This is a genomic window from Streptomyces sp. SudanB5_2050, assembly GCF_964272335.1.
Classification (GTDB): domain Bacteria; phylum Actinomycetota; class Actinomycetes; order Streptomycetales; family Streptomycetaceae; genus Streptomyces; species Streptomyces rochei.
In genome coordinates, this window is sequence record NZ_OZ186760.1 from 7,056,006 (window position 1) to 7,069,659 (window position 13,654).

The window sequence follows — 13,654 nt, forward strand, 5'->3', positions numbered from 1 at the left end:
GGGAGCGGCGTACGGCGCGCGCGGTCGCGCCCTCCGCTCCTTCCGGGATTCTTCCCGGCCCTTCCGGGACTCTTCCCGCCCCGCAGGGGCTGCGCGGACGTCCCAGGAGCGCTGTAATGGCGGCGTGGTCAGTGAGGGCGCGGTGGAACGCGGAGCGAGGTCGCTGCGTGCCGAGGGTGCCCTGAAGGCGGTCGCGTCCGTGCCGGACCCCGGGGAGCGGCTGCGCCGCGTCCTCGAACAGGCGCTGGTCTTCGCGGGGGCCTCCTTCGCCGCCCTCTACACACCCGGTGAGAACGGGGAACTGCTCTGCCTGGCGGGGTCGGCGGGCGTTCCGCGCACCCTGTACGGCGTGCGCGACGGATACCCCGTGTCCGGCGGCTCCCCGGTGGCGGACGTCCACCGGGAGGGTGCTCCGGTGTGGCTCGGCCCCGAGGAGTTCGCCGGTTCGGCGGAGTCGCGGCACGTTCCGTCCAGCGGCTTCTCCCTGGCAGCCCTGCCCGTGCGCGGCGGCGGAGGGGGCTGCCTCCTCGCCCTCACCGAGCGCCCCGAGGGCTTCGGCGCCGAGGACCGCGCGTGCCTGGAACTGGTCGCCGGGGCCGTGACCAGCCCGGCACCCGGCGTGGTCCCCGAGGGCGAGGAGGTGCGGCCGGACGCCTTCTCCCTGGCGATGGACACCGGCCGGGTCGAGGTCGGCGACGACATCCTGCGCCTGTTCGGTCTGGCGCCCGGCGAGTTCGACGGCAAGGTCGAGACGCTCCTCGGCCTCACCGTGCCCGAGGACCTGCCCTCGCTGATGTCGGTCACCGAGGCCGACCACATGTCCATCGGCGACCGCGAGCTGGAGTTCCGGGTGCTGCAGCCCAGCGGCCCGCCGAAGTGGCTGCGGCTCAGCGGGCGCCTGCTGCCCGGCGGCGAGGGCCGGCCCGCCCGCCTCGTCGGCACCGTCGCCGACGCCTCCACCCTGCGCCCCGACGTGACCGACGTGGCCCGCGTCCAGCGCCTCGCCGCCGCGCTGGCCACCGCCGGCACCGTGCGCGACGTCAGCCAGGCCGTGGTCGCCGCCCTGCGCAGGCCGCTGCGCGCCGACCGGATCGCACTGGCCGAGCTGGAGAACGACCGTCTGGTCGTCACCGTCCTCGACCCGCCCGAGCCCGAGTCCTGGCCGGAGCTGTGGCGGTCGGAGTGGCGCACCGAGTGGCCCGACGCACCGGTGCGGGCGATGCCGACGCTGGCCGCCGCGCTGCGCGAGGGCCGCGCCCGGATCTGGCCCGCCGGGACCGGCGACGTGGAGCCCGCCCTCGCCGACGTCGGCCCCGGCGGCCTCGCGGTGCTGCCGCTGCCCGCCGGCGGCCGCATGGCCGGCGCCTGTCTGATCGGCTGGGACGCCCCGCACGACTTCGGCCCCGACGAACGCGCCCTGCTCACCGCCTCGGCGGGCCTCGCCGGACAGGCCCTGATGCGCGCCCACGCCTTCGACGCCGAGCACGAACTCGTCGGCATGCTCCAGCGTCAGCTCCTGCCGCGCCGCCTGCCGAAGCTGCCCGGCGCGGTCGCCGTGGCCCGCTACCTGCCCAGCACGGCCGGACTGGAGCTGGGCGGCGACTGGTACGACGTGATCCCGCTGCCCGACCACCACGTCGCCCTCGTCATCGGCGACGTCCAGGGCCACAGCGCCGGCGCCGCCACCCTCATGGGCCAGATGCGCACCGCGCTGCGCGCCTACGCCGCCGAGGGCCACCCGCCGGACGTCGTGGTCTCGCACGCCAACCGGCTGCTCATGGACATGGAGACCGACCTCTTCGCCACCTGCGTCTACGTCGACCTGGACATGGAGGCCGGCTCCGCCTGGTGCGTACGGGCCGGGCACCCGCCGCCGGTCCTGCGCCATCCCGACGGCAGCACCGAGATCGCCGAGTCGGAGGGCGGCCCGCCGCTGGGCGTGGTCCGGCAGGCGGACTTCCCGATGAGCCCGCTGCGGCTGCGCCGCGGCACGCTGATCGCCCTCACCACGGACGGTCTCGTGGAGTCCGCCGAGGAGGACATCGACGCGGGCATGGACCGTTTCGCCCACGCGCTGGCCGTCTCCGACCCGGCCCACCTGGGGCTCGTCGCCGACGCCCTGCTGGGCAACGCCCGCCGCAGCGACGACGTCGCCCTGCTCCTGGTGCGCTACGACGGCATGGCGGTGCGGCCGCTTCGGGAGAGCTGGTCGGTGTGGCGGCTGCCCGAGGCCGTGCGGCACGCCCGCCGCTTCACCCGGCGCACCCTGCGCTCCTGGGGCGTGCAGGACGCCGACGTCGACGGCGTCCTGCTGATCGTCTCGGAACTGGTCACCAACGCCCTGGTGCACACCGACGGCACGGTCCGCCTCGACCTCGCCCTGATCAACGGCCGGCTGCGGGTCGCGGTCGCCGACGCCTCGCCCCGTACGCCCGTCAAGCCGACCAGCATCGGCTGGGAGGCCACGGGCGGACGCGGCATCCTCCTCGTCGAGGCGATGTCGGCGACCTGGGGGACCCTGCCGGTGGGCGGCGGCAAACAGGTCTGGAGCGAGATCCCGGTGCGCCGCGGCCCGGCATAGGTGCGGGCCCCGCCCCGCCGGGTACCCGGCGGGCACACCCCGACCGAGCAGCGGAATGAGGTACCCCGCCATGACCCGGTACGTCCGCGACATCATGACCGGCCACCCCGTGACCGTGGAGCCGCTGACCTCCGTCACCGCCGTGGCCCGCGTCATGCGCGACCGCGACCTCGGCGCCGTCCTGGTCACGGACGGCGACGAGCTGCGCGGCCTGGTGACCGACCGTGACCTGGTGATCCGGGCGGTCGCGGAGGGCGGCGACCCGGAGCGCACCACCGTGGCCGGCGTGTGCAGCGACGAGGAGCTGGTCACCGTAGGTCCCGACGACGAGCTGGAGCGCGCCGTCGAGCTGATGCGGGAACACGCCGTGCGCCGGGTACCGGTCGTCGACGACAGCCGCCCCGTGGGCATCGTCTCCCTGGGCGACCTGGCCCTGGAGCGCGACCCGGAGTCGGCGCTGGGCGACATCAGCGTGGCCCGGCCCAACCCCTGAGGCCCGCCACCGGGGGTTTCGCGGGGACAGCCCTGGGGACCCGACCGGGCGACGACGGTGCCGGAAACAGAAGGAAGATGATGCTCCGTGACGACGGACACCAGCGAGAAACCCGCCGCCCGCCGACTGGAGACGGGCTGGTCCAAGGCCCGACGGCTGCGCCGCCGGGGCGCCGTGCGCACCTGGATACCGGCCGTCGATGACGGCAGCACCGCACGCGCGCCGCGGACGGGTCAGGAGTCGAACATCGTCAGGGGCGAGGACTGACCTCAGGGACCCCGGTTCGGGGGAGACACCGGCGCGCCGGCCGAGTGCCGGCGCGGCGCGCGCCCGGGCCGCCCGCGGACCGCGCCGTCCGCGCGGGTAACGTCGGCGAAGGCTTCCCCCGGCCCGTACCGTCCGACCGCCCGACCGCAGCAAGGCACCGAAACCGTCCATGAACCTCCTGGTCACCGGCGCAGCCGGCTTCATAGGCTCCCGCTACGTCCGCACCCTGCTCGCCTCCGAGGCGCCCGACGCACCGCGGATCACGGTCCTGGACAGCCTCACCTACGCCGGCACCCTCGACAACCTCCCCCTGGGCCACCCCCGGCTGGACTTCGTGCACGGTGACATCCGCGATGCCGCGCTGGTCGACAAGCTGATGGCCGACGCCGACCAGGTGGTGCACTTCGCCGCCGAGTCCCATGTGGACCGGTCGATCGACGCCGCGGCCGGCTTCGTGCTCACCAACGTCGTCGGCACCCAGACCCTGCTGGACGCGGCCCTCCGGCACGGTGTGGGCCCGTTCGTGCACGTCTCCACCGACGAGGTCTACGGATCGGTCCGGACGGGCTCCGCGACCGAGCGGTACCCCCTGCGGCCCAGCTCGCCCTACGCCGCCTCCAAGGCCTCCGCCGACCTGCTCGCCCTCTCCTGCCACCGCACCCACGGGCTGGACGTCCGGGTGACCCGGTGCTCCAACAACTTCGGCCCGCACCAGTTCCCCGAGAAGCTGATCCCGCTGTTCGTCACCCACCTCCTCGACGGCCGGAAGGTCCCCCTGTACGGCGACGGCCGCAACGTCCGCGACTGGCTGCACGTGGACGACCACTGCCGCGGCGTCGAGCTGGTCCGCACCCGGGGCCGGGCCGGCCAGGTGTACAACATCGGTGGCGGCACCGAGCTGTCCAACCGCGAGCTGACCGGTCTGCTGCTCGACGCCTGCGGCGCGGGCTGGGACCGCGTCGAGCACGTCGCCGACCGCAAGGGCCACGACCTGCGGTACTCGGTCGACTGGTCCAAGGCCCGCGACGAGTTGGGCTACCGCCCGACCCGCGACTTCGCGGCCCGACTGGTCGGCACCGTCGCCTGGTACCGGGACAACCGGGCCTGGTGGGAGCCGCTCAAGCGGAGGGCCGAGTCCGCCGTCTAGGCTGGCCGTGTGCGACTGCTCATCATGTCCGACACCCATCTGCCGAAGCGGGCGAAGGCGCTGCCGGAGCCGCTGCTGGCCCGGGTGCCGCACGCCGACGTCGTCCTGCACGCGGGCGACTGGGTGGACACGGCCACGCTCGACCTGCTGGAGCGGCTCAGCCGGCGGCTGATCGGCGTGTACGGCAACAACGACGGCCCCGGCCTGCGCGCCCGGCTGCCCGAGGTGGCGTACGCCGACCTCGGCGGCCTGCGCTTCGGCGTCGTCCACGAGACGGGCGCCGCCCAGGGCCGCGAGCGGCGTTGCGCGGGCCGTTTCCCGGACCTCGACGTCCTGGTCTTCGGCCACAGCCACATCCCCTGGGACACCACTGCCGACACCGGCCTGCGCCTGCTCAACCCGGGCTCGCCCACCGACCGGAGGCGCCAGCCGTACTGCACCTACATGACGGCGACGGCCGCCGACGGCCGGCTCACGGACGTCGAACTGCACCGGCTGCCGCGGAAGTAGCGGCCGGCGACCGGGCCGCGGCGGTGGCCGCCGGGCAGCCGCCGGCGGCCACCGCGGGCCGGGTCAGCCGGCGGACGGGCCGGTCCAGTCCGCCGCCACGTGTCCGAGGCGCACCCGCTGGGGGTGGTCGCCGACGGGGACGGACACCGACTTCTCGCCGGTGGCGAAGTCGATGGCGGTCACCCGGTCGGCGCCGCTCTCGGAGACCACGCAGTGGGTGCCGTCGCCGCTGACGGTGGCCCAGTACGGCTTCGCGGCGGTGACCAGCGGACCCTCCCGCAGCGTCGTGCGGTCCACGACGGTCGCGTAGTCGTCCATCGTGCCCGCGACGCACAGCTTGGACCCGTCCGGGCTCATGGAGAGGCCGTGGTGGCGCGAGTCGTTGACCCAGGTGGTGCGGTCCTCGCTGGTGGCCGGGTTCTTCGGCAGGGTCTTGGTGCGGGTGATCCGGTCGGTGGCGAGGTCGTACTCGAAGAAGCCGTTGAAGAACGACACCTGGAAGTACAGCTTGGACTCGTCCGGTGAGAAGACGGCGGGCCGCACCGCGTCGGAGTGGTCGCCGAGGCCGATCGCGTCCAGCCGTTCACGCATGTCGATCACCTTGACCTGCTCGTACGTCGTGGCGTCCACGACGGTGATGCGCCGGTTGCCCTTCGTCCAGTCCAGCCAGGGGGCGTCGAGCGCGGTGTTCACCTCGCCGATGGACATGTTCCAGAGGTACTTGCCGTCGCGGGTGAAGATGTTCTCGTGCGGCTTGTCGCCCGTCTTGAAGGAGCCCAGTTCCTCACCGGTGGAGATGTCCAGCACGTGCACGGTGTTGGAGGTGGAGGCCGACACCGCGACCCGGGAGCCGTCGGGGGACAGGGCCATGTGGTCGGAGCGGTAACCCGAGACGGGGAAGCGCCAGTTGATGTCTCCGGTGGCGAGGTCGACGGAGACCACGTCGGCGAAGCTCGGCCGGGAGACCACCACCGACCGCCCGTCCGGCGTGGAGTACATGTCGTCGACGAACTGGTCGTGTCCCTCGCCGACGCTGTTGCGGATGGCCTGGAAGTAGATCCACTTGATCGGATCGGCGTTGATCTCCGCCATCCGCCGCGCCTTGTCCGGAACGACGTCGATCCGGCCGATCCTCGCGAAGTCCCCGGTGGAGCGGATGACGTCCGCGGTGCCGTCCCAGTTGTTGCCGACGAACATGACCTCGCGCAGCCCGGCGGGCGCGTCCGGGACGGCCGCCGCGCCGGTCGTGGGAGCGGCGGCGGTGAGGGCGAGGGCGGCGGTCACGGCGGCGGCGCGGAGGTGCCTGGTTCCGAAGGCAGGCATGCTGCTCTCCTCTGGCAGGGGGCGTGGGAAGGGGGGGTGACGCGCCGGAATGACGGCGCGCGCATTCTGAACACAGCCGCTTTCAGAGTGAACTTACTGCAAAGTAAGGAAGAGCGGCCCTTCTCCACAAGACCGCGTACACGACAAAATTGGCCCGCGGGGATCCGTCGGCGGACGGAGCGACGACGGCGCGGGACGGGGGTGCGGGTGGCGGGCAGGCTCAGGGCACCCACGGGACGCTACGGCGGCAAGTCCGCCGCACAGCGCCAGGCCGAGCGCCGGCGGCGCTTCCTCGACGCCGCGCTCCAGCTCTTCGGCGACACCCCCGGCTACCGCGCCACCACCGTGGCGGCCCTCAGCGAGGCCGCCGGGCTCTCCACCCGCCAGTTCTACGAGGAGTTCCGCACCCTGGAGGACGTGCTCGCCGCCCTCCACCTCCAGGTCAACGACTGGGCCGAACAGGCCGTCCTCGCGGCGGCGGCCGACGCCCGCGACCTGCCGCTGGCCGAACGCGCCGCCGCGATCTTCCGCGCCTACGCGGCCGACGTCACCTGCGACCCCCGGCGTGTGCGCATCACCTTCGTCGAGATCATCGGTGTCAGCCCGCGCCTGGAGGAACAGCGGCTGGCCCGCCGCGCCCGCTGGGTCGACCTCATCCGGGCCGAGGCCGAGGCCGCCGCCGAACGCGGCGAGGCGGCGCGTCGCGACTACCGGCTCGCGGCCACGGCGTTCATCGGCGGGGTCAACGGGCTGCTCCACGACTACAGCGCGGGCTGGGTGGACGCGACCCTCGACGAGGTCGTCGACGAACTGGTCCGCCAACTGCTGGCCGTGCTCCGGCCCCCCGGACGGGAGGCCGGATAGACGTCTGCGGCAACCGGCCGGCCACCGCTCACTCGTCCCAGGCCTGGACGGTGGTCTGCTCGACGATCTCGCCGTTGCGCAGCGACAGCATCGACTCGGCGAGCACCCGCACGCCGTCCGGGTACGCGCACTCCTCGGTGAAGGCGACCTGGTCGCCCTGGACCACGCACCGGGCCAGCCGGTGCGACATGTCGCGGCTGTACACGTCGTCGAGCATCTCGGCGATCTCGTCCCGGCCGCGCAGGACCTTGGGGCGGCTGGGCTGGTCGTACCGGTCGACGATGCGGACCTCCGCGTCCGGCGCGTAGAGCGACACGAGCGGCGCCGCCGTGTCCGCCTCGATGCCCCGGCGCAGTGTCTCCACGTCGAAGCCGTGGGTTGCGTGGGTGCTCATGACGGCCTCCTTCCACGCGAGCGGCCGAGCGCGGCCCGCGAGGAGGGCGGGCCGCAGGGGCCCCTCGCCTACGAGCCTCCTCCGTCCGGGCGCCCGCGGCAACGCGGCCGGGCCGATGGTCCCGTCGGGTGAGCGCCGCCGCCCGCCCGTGTCCGACCGCGGGCCGCCACCGTTGCTCAGAGCATGATCTCAACACGACGTATCGCCGCCGCCGTCGGACTCGCCGCCGGTGTCACCGGCCTCGCCGCGCCCATGGCGAGCGCCGCCGACGCCGGCGCGCTGGGCGGCGGGAAGCTCAGCGTGACCCAGACGCTGGACGAGCTGGCGGTGGGCGACATGCCCGCCGAGGACCGCGCCCAGATGCCCACGCCCTCCCAGCAGCTCAGCCGGCTGAGCGACCTCAACCAGCTCCAGCAGGTCACCGGCCTGGTCTCCCCGGTGTTCGGGGCCGTCCCCGCGATCGGCTGACCCGCCGGGGAGGCCGCCGAGGGCCGTCCGGCACCGGGCGGCCCCGCCCGCTCCGGGCCGGACTCAGGCGCCCGCGGCCAGGAACTGCGTCGCCGCCAGCTCCGCGTACAGCGGGTCCTCGGCCACCAGCGCGCGGTGCGTGCCCACCGCCCGGACCCGCCCGGCGTCCATCACCACGATGCGGTCGGCCATCGTCACCGTGGACAGCCGGTGCGCGACGACCAGCACCGTGGTGGTGCGCGCCACGTCGGCCACGGTGTCCCGCAGCGCGGCCTCGTTGACCGCGTCCAGCTGCGAGGTGGCCTCGTCGAGCAGCAGCAGCCGCGGACGGCGCAGCAGGGCGCGGGCGATGGCGACCCGCTGGCGCTCGCCTCCCGACAGCTTGGTGCCGCGGTGCCCGACCAGCGTGTCGAGACCGGCCGGCAGCCGCTCCACCAGGGAGTCGAGGCGGGTCGTCTTCACCACCGCGGCGACGGCGGCCTCGTCCGCCCCCGGGTTGCCCAGCAGCAGGTTGTCCCGCAGCGAACCGGACAGCACCGGCGCGTCCTGCTCCACGTAACCGATCGCCGCGCGCAGCGAGGCCAGGTCCCAGTCGGCGAGGCTCCGGCCGTCCAGCGTGATCTCCCCGGAGACCGGGTCGTAGAACCGCTCGACGAGGGAGAAGACGGTGGTCTTGCCGGCGCCGGACGGGCCGACGAAGGCCGTCATCCCCCGGGCCGGCACCTCGAAGGTCACCCCGTGGTGGATGTACGGCAGATCGTCGGCGTAGCGGAAGCGGACGTCGCGGAAGGCGACGGAGGCCGGCTCCGCGCCCGGCGACGGCAAGGGCGCGGGCCGCGCCGGCGGCTCGGCGGGCAGCCGCAGCGCGTCCTGGATGCGGGCGAGCGCCGCCTTGCCCGTCTGGTACTGCGTGACGGCGGCCACGACGTTCTGGATCGGCGCCATCAGATAGAAGACGAACAGCAGGAACGCGACCAGCGTGCCGATGTCGATCGCCCCCGTCGCCACCCGGGCCCCGCCCACCGCGAGCACCGTGATGAACGCGACCTGCATCGCCAGCCCGGCCGTGTTCCCCGCCGCCGCCGACCACTTGGCGGCGCGCACGCTCTGCCGCCACGACTCCTCGGCGGCCTCGTGCAGCGTCCGCTCCTCACGGGGCTCGGCACCGGACGCCTTCACCGTGCGCAGCGCGCCGAGCATCCGCTCCAGCGCGGCGCCCATCACGCCCACCGCGTCCTGCGCCTGCCGGCTCGCCCGGTTGATGCGCGGCACGATCAGGCCCAGCACCGTGCCCGCCCCGGCGACCACCGCCAGGGTGACACCGAGGAGCACCGGGTCGACCAGGCCCATCATCACCAGGGTCGCCAGCAGGGTGAGTCCGCCGGTGCCCAGGCCGACCAGGGAGTCGGTGGTGACCTCGCGCAGCAACGTCGTGTCGGAGGTGATCCGGGCCATCAGGTCGCCGGGTTCGGTGCGGTCCACCGCCGCGACCCTCAGCCGCAGCAGGTACGACGACAGGGTGCGCCGCGCGCCGAGCACCACGGACTCGGCGGTGCGCCGCAGCACGTACCCGCCCAGCGCCCCCAGCGCGGCGTTGGCGACCACCAGCCCCGACATGGCCAGCAACGCGCCGGTGATGGCCCGGTCGTGCGCCAGGTCGTCGATCAGCTCCCGCGCCACCAGCGGCAGCATCAGCCCCGTGGCGCCGGTGACGAGGGAGAGCGCGGCGCCCGCGAACAGGGCCGCCCGGTGCGGCCGTACGTAGGTCAGGAGCAGTCGCCAGGCGGGCTGACCGGTCTCCGTGTCGGCGGCGCTCACGGCACTCCTTCGGCAGGCGGGCGGAAGCTTCAGGCTACGTGGGCCCGCAGCGACGTCGGAGTGCCCCTTGTCGATCAGTTGCGCGTAGGGTCGGGGGAGAACGCTGAACGGCCGAAGAAGGGGTCCAGACCATGGCGCAGGAAGTACGCGGCGTGATCGCACCGGGCAAGGACGAACCGGTGCGGATCGAGACGATCGTCGTGCCCGATCCCGGCCCGGGCGAGGCCGTGGTCGCCGTCCAGGCCTGCGGGGTGTGCCACACCGACCTGCACTACAAGCAGGGCGGCATCAGCGACGACTACCCCTTCCTGCTCGGCCACGAGGCCGCGGGCGTGGTCGAGTCGGTCGGCGCCGGTGTCACCGACGTCGCCCCCGGCGACTTCGTGATCCTCAACTGGCGCGCGGTGTGCGGCAAGTGCCGGGCCTGTCTGCGCGGCCGGCCCTGGTACTGCTTCGACACCCACAACGCCGAGCAGAAGATGACCCTGGCCTCCACCGGCCAGGAACTCTCCCCGGCCCTCGGCATCGGCGCCTTCGCCGAGAAGACGCTGGTCGCCGCCGGACAGTGCACCAAGGTCGACCCGGCCGTCGCCCCGCAGGTGGCCGGGCTGCTCGGCTGCGGTGTGATGGCCGGCATCGGCGCCGCCATCAACACCGGGAACGTCGGCCGCGGCGACACCGTCGCCGTCATCGGCTGCGGCGGCGTCGGCGACGCGGCGATCGCCGGCTCCCACCTCGCCGGGGCCGCGAAGGTGATCGCCGTGGACATCGACGACCGCAAGCTGGAGACCGCCCGCTCCATGGGCGCCACCCACACCGTCAACTCCCGCGAGACCGACCCCGTCGAGGCGATCCGGGAGCTGACCGGCGGCTTCGGCGCCGACGTCGTCATCGAGGCGGTCGGCCGCCCGGAGACCTACCGTCAGGCCTTCTACGCCCGCGACCTGGCCGGCACCGTCGTCCTCGTCGGCGTCCCCACGCCCGAGATGAAGCTGGAGCTGCCCCTCCTCGACGTCTTCGGCCGCGGCGGCTCCCTGAAGTCCTCCTGGTACGGCGACTGCCTGCCCTCCCGTGACTTCCCGATGCTGATCGACCTGCACCTCCAGGGCCGCCTGGACCTGGACAAGTTCGTCACCGAGACCATCCGCCTCGACGAGGTGGAGGCCGCCTTCGACCGGATGCACGCCGGTGACGTGCTGCGCTCGGTGGTGGTGCTGTGATGGCCGCCCGCATCGAACGCCTCGTCACCTCCGGTCAGTTCAGCCTCGACGGCGGCACCTGGGACGTCGACAACAACGTCTGGATCGTCGGCGACGACCACGAGGTGATCGTCATCGACGCCGCCCACGACGCCGACGCCATCGCCGAGGCCGTCGGCGACCGCAGGCTGACCGCCATCGTCTGCACCCACGCCCACAACGACCACGTCAACGCCGCGCCCGCGCTCGCCGAGCGCACCGGCGCCACCATCTGGCTGCACCGCGACGACATGCCGCTGTGGCAGCAGACCCACCCGGACCGGGACCCCGACGCCTGGCTGACCGACGGCCAGGTCATCGAGGCCGCCGGCGCCGACCTGACCGTCCTGCACACCCCCGGGCACGCGCCCGGCGCGGTCTGCCTGTACGACCCGGGACTCGGCACCGTCTTCACCGGCGACACCCTCTTCCAGGGCGGCCCCGGCGCCACCGGACGGTCCTACTCCCACTTCCCGACCATCATCGACTCGATCCGCGACCGGCTGCTGGTGCTCCCGCCCGAGACGGAGGTCCGCACCGGCCACGGGGACCCGACCACCATCGGAGCCGAGGCGCCGCACCTGGAGGAGTGGATCAAGCGCGGCCACTGAGCCGCGACGGGACGAAAGCGGCGCGGGACACGCGCGAAAGGTGACAGGAGATGTCCGGCTTTCCGTGCACCCTCGATCACGAGACCGAAAGCACTCGTGCATCTCGTGGGAGAGGAACGGAAGCCGGACATGGCACAGTCACCGAACAGGCCGTTGACGGGCAGGGTCGCGCTGGTCGCCGGGGCGACCCGCGGCGCCGGACGCGGCATCGCCGTGGAACTGGGCGCGGCCGGCGCCACCGTCTACGTCACCGGCCGCAGCACCCGCGCCCGGCGCTCGGAGTACGACCGCCCCGAGACCGTCGAGGACACGGCCGACCTGGTCACCGAGGCGGGCGGCCGGGGCATCGCCGTCCCCACCGACCACCTCGATCCGGCCCAGGTCGCCGCACTCGTCGACCGTATCGCCCGTGAGCAGGACCGCCTCGACATCCTGGTCAACGACATCTGGGGCGGGGAGCACCTCTTCGCGTGGGACAGCCCCGTCTGGGAGCACGACCTCGACAAGGGGCTCCGGCTGCTGCGCCTGGCGGTCGAGACCCACGCCGTCACCAGCCACCACGCCCTGCCGCTCATGCTGCGCCGGCCCGGCGGACTGGTCGTCGAGATCACCGACGGCACCGACGACTACAACCGCGACCACTACCGGGTCTCCTTCTTCTACGACCTCGCCAAGTCGTCCGTCCTGCGCATGGCCTTCGCCCTCGGCCACGAACTCGGCCCGCGCGGCGCGACCGCCGTCGCGCTGACCCCCGGCTGGATGCGCTCGGAGATGATGCTGGAGCACTTCGGGGTCGCCGAGGACAACTGGCGCGACGCCCTCGACCGCGTGCCGCACTTCGCCATCTCCGAGACGCCCCGCTACGTGGGACGCGCCGTCGCCGCGCTCGCCGCCGACCCCGGCGTGACGCGCTTCAACGGCCGGTCCCTGTCCAGCGGCGGCCTCGCGCGGGAGTACGGCTTCACCGACCTCGACGGCAGCCGCCCGGACGCCTGGCGCTACCTCGTCGAGGTCCAGGACCCGGGCAAGCCGGCCGACGTCACCGGCTACCGCTGACGGACGGCGCCGACGCTGACATACGCCGTCTGCCCTTGTGATCGTCGCGGCAGTACCGTCGGCACCATGACGGAGACAGGGCGTTTCGCCGACCACGGAGCACTGGTGACGGGCGCGGCCCGCGGCATCGGAGCGGCCACCGCACGCCGGCTGGCCGCGGAAGGGGCGCGGGTGCTGCTGACCGACATCGACCTCCCCGCCGCGCGGAGGACGGCGGCGGAGCTGGCGGAACAGGGACTGGACGTCCACGCGTTCGCCTGCGACGTCGCCGACCGGGCGTCCGTCGAGGCGGCCGTCGCCCACGCCGTGGACACCTTCGGCGGCCTCGACGTCCTGGTCAACAACGCCTACGCCTGCGCGCCCGACGCCCCGCTCTTCGAGGACGAGGCGGACGAGGTCTGGGCCCGCGACCTCGACGTCACCCTCACCGGCGCCTACCGCTGCTGCCGGGCCGCCCTGCCCCACCTGGCGGCCGGCGGACGCGGCGCGATCGTGAGCGTCGGTTCGGTCAACGGCGTCCAGGACTTCGGCAACCACGCCTACAGCGCCGCCAAGGCCGGCCTCGCCTCGCTCACCCGTACCCTCGCCGGGCACGCCGCGCCGCGCGGGGTCCGGGTCAACCTGGTGACGCCGGGCACCGTGCGCACCACGGCCTGGGAGGGGCGGGACGAGGACCTGGCGGCGGTCCGGGAGCTGTATCCGCTGGGCCGGGTCGGCAAGCCGGACGACATCGCGGCGGCCGTCGCCTTCCTCGCCTCCAGCGACGCGTCCTGGGTCACCGGTACGACGCTGGTCGTCGACGGCGGCCTGACCGCCGTCAACACCGGCTTCCGGCGGGCGGTGCGCGAGCGGGACGAGGGCTGACGGCCCGCCCGCGCCGCCGC

14 protein-coding genes are annotated in these 13,654 nt (G+C 73.9%); 11 read left to right on the forward strand and 3 right to left on the reverse strand.

The annotated features are described in order from the left end of the window. Nucleotides 1-124 precede the first annotated feature (124 nt). The 5 genes from ACFZP7_RS30950 to ACFZP7_RS30970 all read left to right on the forward strand — a co-directional run bounded on the left by ACFZP7_RS30950 (nt 125) and on the right by ACFZP7_RS30970 (nt 4,998). On the forward strand, nt 125-2,581 hold the full coding sequence (locus ACFZP7_RS30950) for a SpoIIE family protein phosphatase (RefSeq protein WP_355513296.1): 2,457 nt from the start codon (nt 125-127) through the stop codon (nt 2,579-2,581). Between the two features lie 70 nt (nt 2,582-2,651). Further along, on the forward strand, nt 2,652-3,074 hold the full coding sequence (locus tag ACFZP7_RS30955; protein WP_385637227.1) for a CBS domain-containing protein: 423 nt from the start codon (nt 2,652-2,654) through the stop codon (nt 3,072-3,074). 87 nt (nt 3,075-3,161) lie between these two features. Continuing rightward, on the forward strand, nt 3,162-3,341 hold the full coding sequence (locus ACFZP7_RS30960; RefSeq protein WP_127437283.1) for a hypothetical protein: 180 nt from the start codon (nt 3,162-3,164) through the stop codon (nt 3,339-3,341). Nucleotides 3,342-3,510: 169 nt separating this feature from the next. Continuing rightward, the gene (rfbB, locus tag ACFZP7_RS30965) at nt 3,511-4,488 is read left to right on the forward strand and encodes a dTDP-glucose 4,6-dehydratase (RefSeq protein ID WP_385637230.1); all 978 of its coding nucleotides are present in this window, start codon (nt 3,511-3,513) and stop codon (nt 4,486-4,488) included. Between the two features lie 9 nt (nt 4,489-4,497). Next, nucleotides 4,498-4,998, forward strand: coding sequence for a metallophosphoesterase (locus tag ACFZP7_RS30970; RefSeq protein ID WP_019327750.1), 501 nt, complete (start codon nt 4,498-4,500; stop codon nt 4,996-4,998). 63 nt (nt 4,999-5,061) lie between these two features. Here ACFZP7_RS30970 and ACFZP7_RS30975 read toward each other — a convergent pair whose 3' ends face one another. After that, the gene (locus ACFZP7_RS30975; RefSeq protein ID WP_385637233.1) at nt 5,062-6,321 is read right to left on the reverse strand and encodes a YncE family protein; all 1,260 of its coding nucleotides are present in this window, start codon (nt 6,319-6,321) and stop codon (nt 5,062-5,064) included. A gap of 207 nt (nt 6,322-6,528) precedes the next feature. On the opposite strand from ACFZP7_RS30975, the gene ACFZP7_RS30980 reads away from it, so the two are divergent. Further along, a complete protein-coding gene (locus ACFZP7_RS30980; protein WP_127438820.1) occupies nt 6,529-7,185 on the forward strand; it encodes a TetR/AcrR family transcriptional regulator in 657 nt (218 codons plus the stop codon). Between the two features lie 28 nt (nt 7,186-7,213). Here ACFZP7_RS30980 and ACFZP7_RS30985 read toward each other — a convergent pair whose 3' ends face one another. After that, nucleotides 7,214-7,579 carry a nuclear transport factor 2 family protein gene (locus ACFZP7_RS30985; protein WP_019327753.1) on the reverse strand — a complete coding sequence of 122 codons (366 nt, stop codon included), beginning with the start codon at nt 7,577-7,579 and terminating at the stop codon, nt 7,214-7,216. Between the two features lie 183 nt (nt 7,580-7,762). Here ACFZP7_RS30985 and ACFZP7_RS30990 point away from each other — a divergent pair, with 183 nt between their 5' ends. Continuing rightward, nucleotides 7,763-8,047: a hypothetical protein gene (locus ACFZP7_RS30990; RefSeq protein WP_019327754.1), complete on the forward strand. Its 285-nt coding sequence runs from the start codon at nt 7,763-7,765 to the stop codon at nt 8,045-8,047. A 63-nt stretch (nt 8,048-8,110) separates the two neighbouring features. Here the strand turns inward: ACFZP7_RS30990 and ACFZP7_RS30995 are convergent, their stop codons facing one another. Continuing rightward, the gene (locus ACFZP7_RS30995) at nt 8,111-9,865 is read right to left on the reverse strand and encodes an ABC transporter ATP-binding protein (protein ID WP_031015870.1); all 1,755 of its coding nucleotides are present in this window, start codon (nt 9,863-9,865) and stop codon (nt 8,111-8,113) included. Nucleotides 9,866-9,996: 131 nt separating this feature from the next. Here ACFZP7_RS30995 and ACFZP7_RS31000 point away from each other — a divergent pair, with 131 nt between their 5' ends. The 4 genes from ACFZP7_RS31000 to ACFZP7_RS31015 all read left to right on the forward strand — a co-directional run bounded on the left by ACFZP7_RS31000 (nt 9,997) and on the right by ACFZP7_RS31015 (nt 13,634). Further along, nucleotides 9,997-11,085, forward strand: a complete 1,089-nt coding sequence (locus ACFZP7_RS31000; RefSeq protein WP_031015869.1) for an S-(hydroxymethyl)mycothiol dehydrogenase — start codon at nt 9,997-9,999, stop codon at nt 11,083-11,085. Continuing rightward, nucleotides 11,085-11,714: an MBL fold metallo-hydrolase gene (locus ACFZP7_RS31005; protein WP_030975774.1), complete on the forward strand. Its 630-nt coding sequence runs from the start codon at nt 11,085-11,087 to the stop codon at nt 11,712-11,714. Before ACFZP7_RS31000 ends, ACFZP7_RS31005 begins: the two co-directional genes overlap by 1 nt. Nucleotides 11,715-11,843: 129 nt before the next feature. Next, nucleotides 11,844-12,770 carry an SDR family oxidoreductase gene (locus tag ACFZP7_RS31010; RefSeq protein ID WP_029393836.1) on the forward strand — a complete coding sequence of 309 codons (927 nt, stop codon included), beginning with the start codon at nt 11,844-11,846 and terminating at the stop codon, nt 12,768-12,770. A gap of 66 nt (nt 12,771-12,836) precedes the next feature. Continuing rightward, a complete protein-coding gene (locus ACFZP7_RS31015) occupies nt 12,837-13,634 on the forward strand; it encodes an SDR family NAD(P)-dependent oxidoreductase (RefSeq protein ID WP_385637237.1) in 798 nt (265 codons plus the stop codon). The last annotated feature ends 20 nt before the right edge of the window (nt 13,635-13,654 follow it).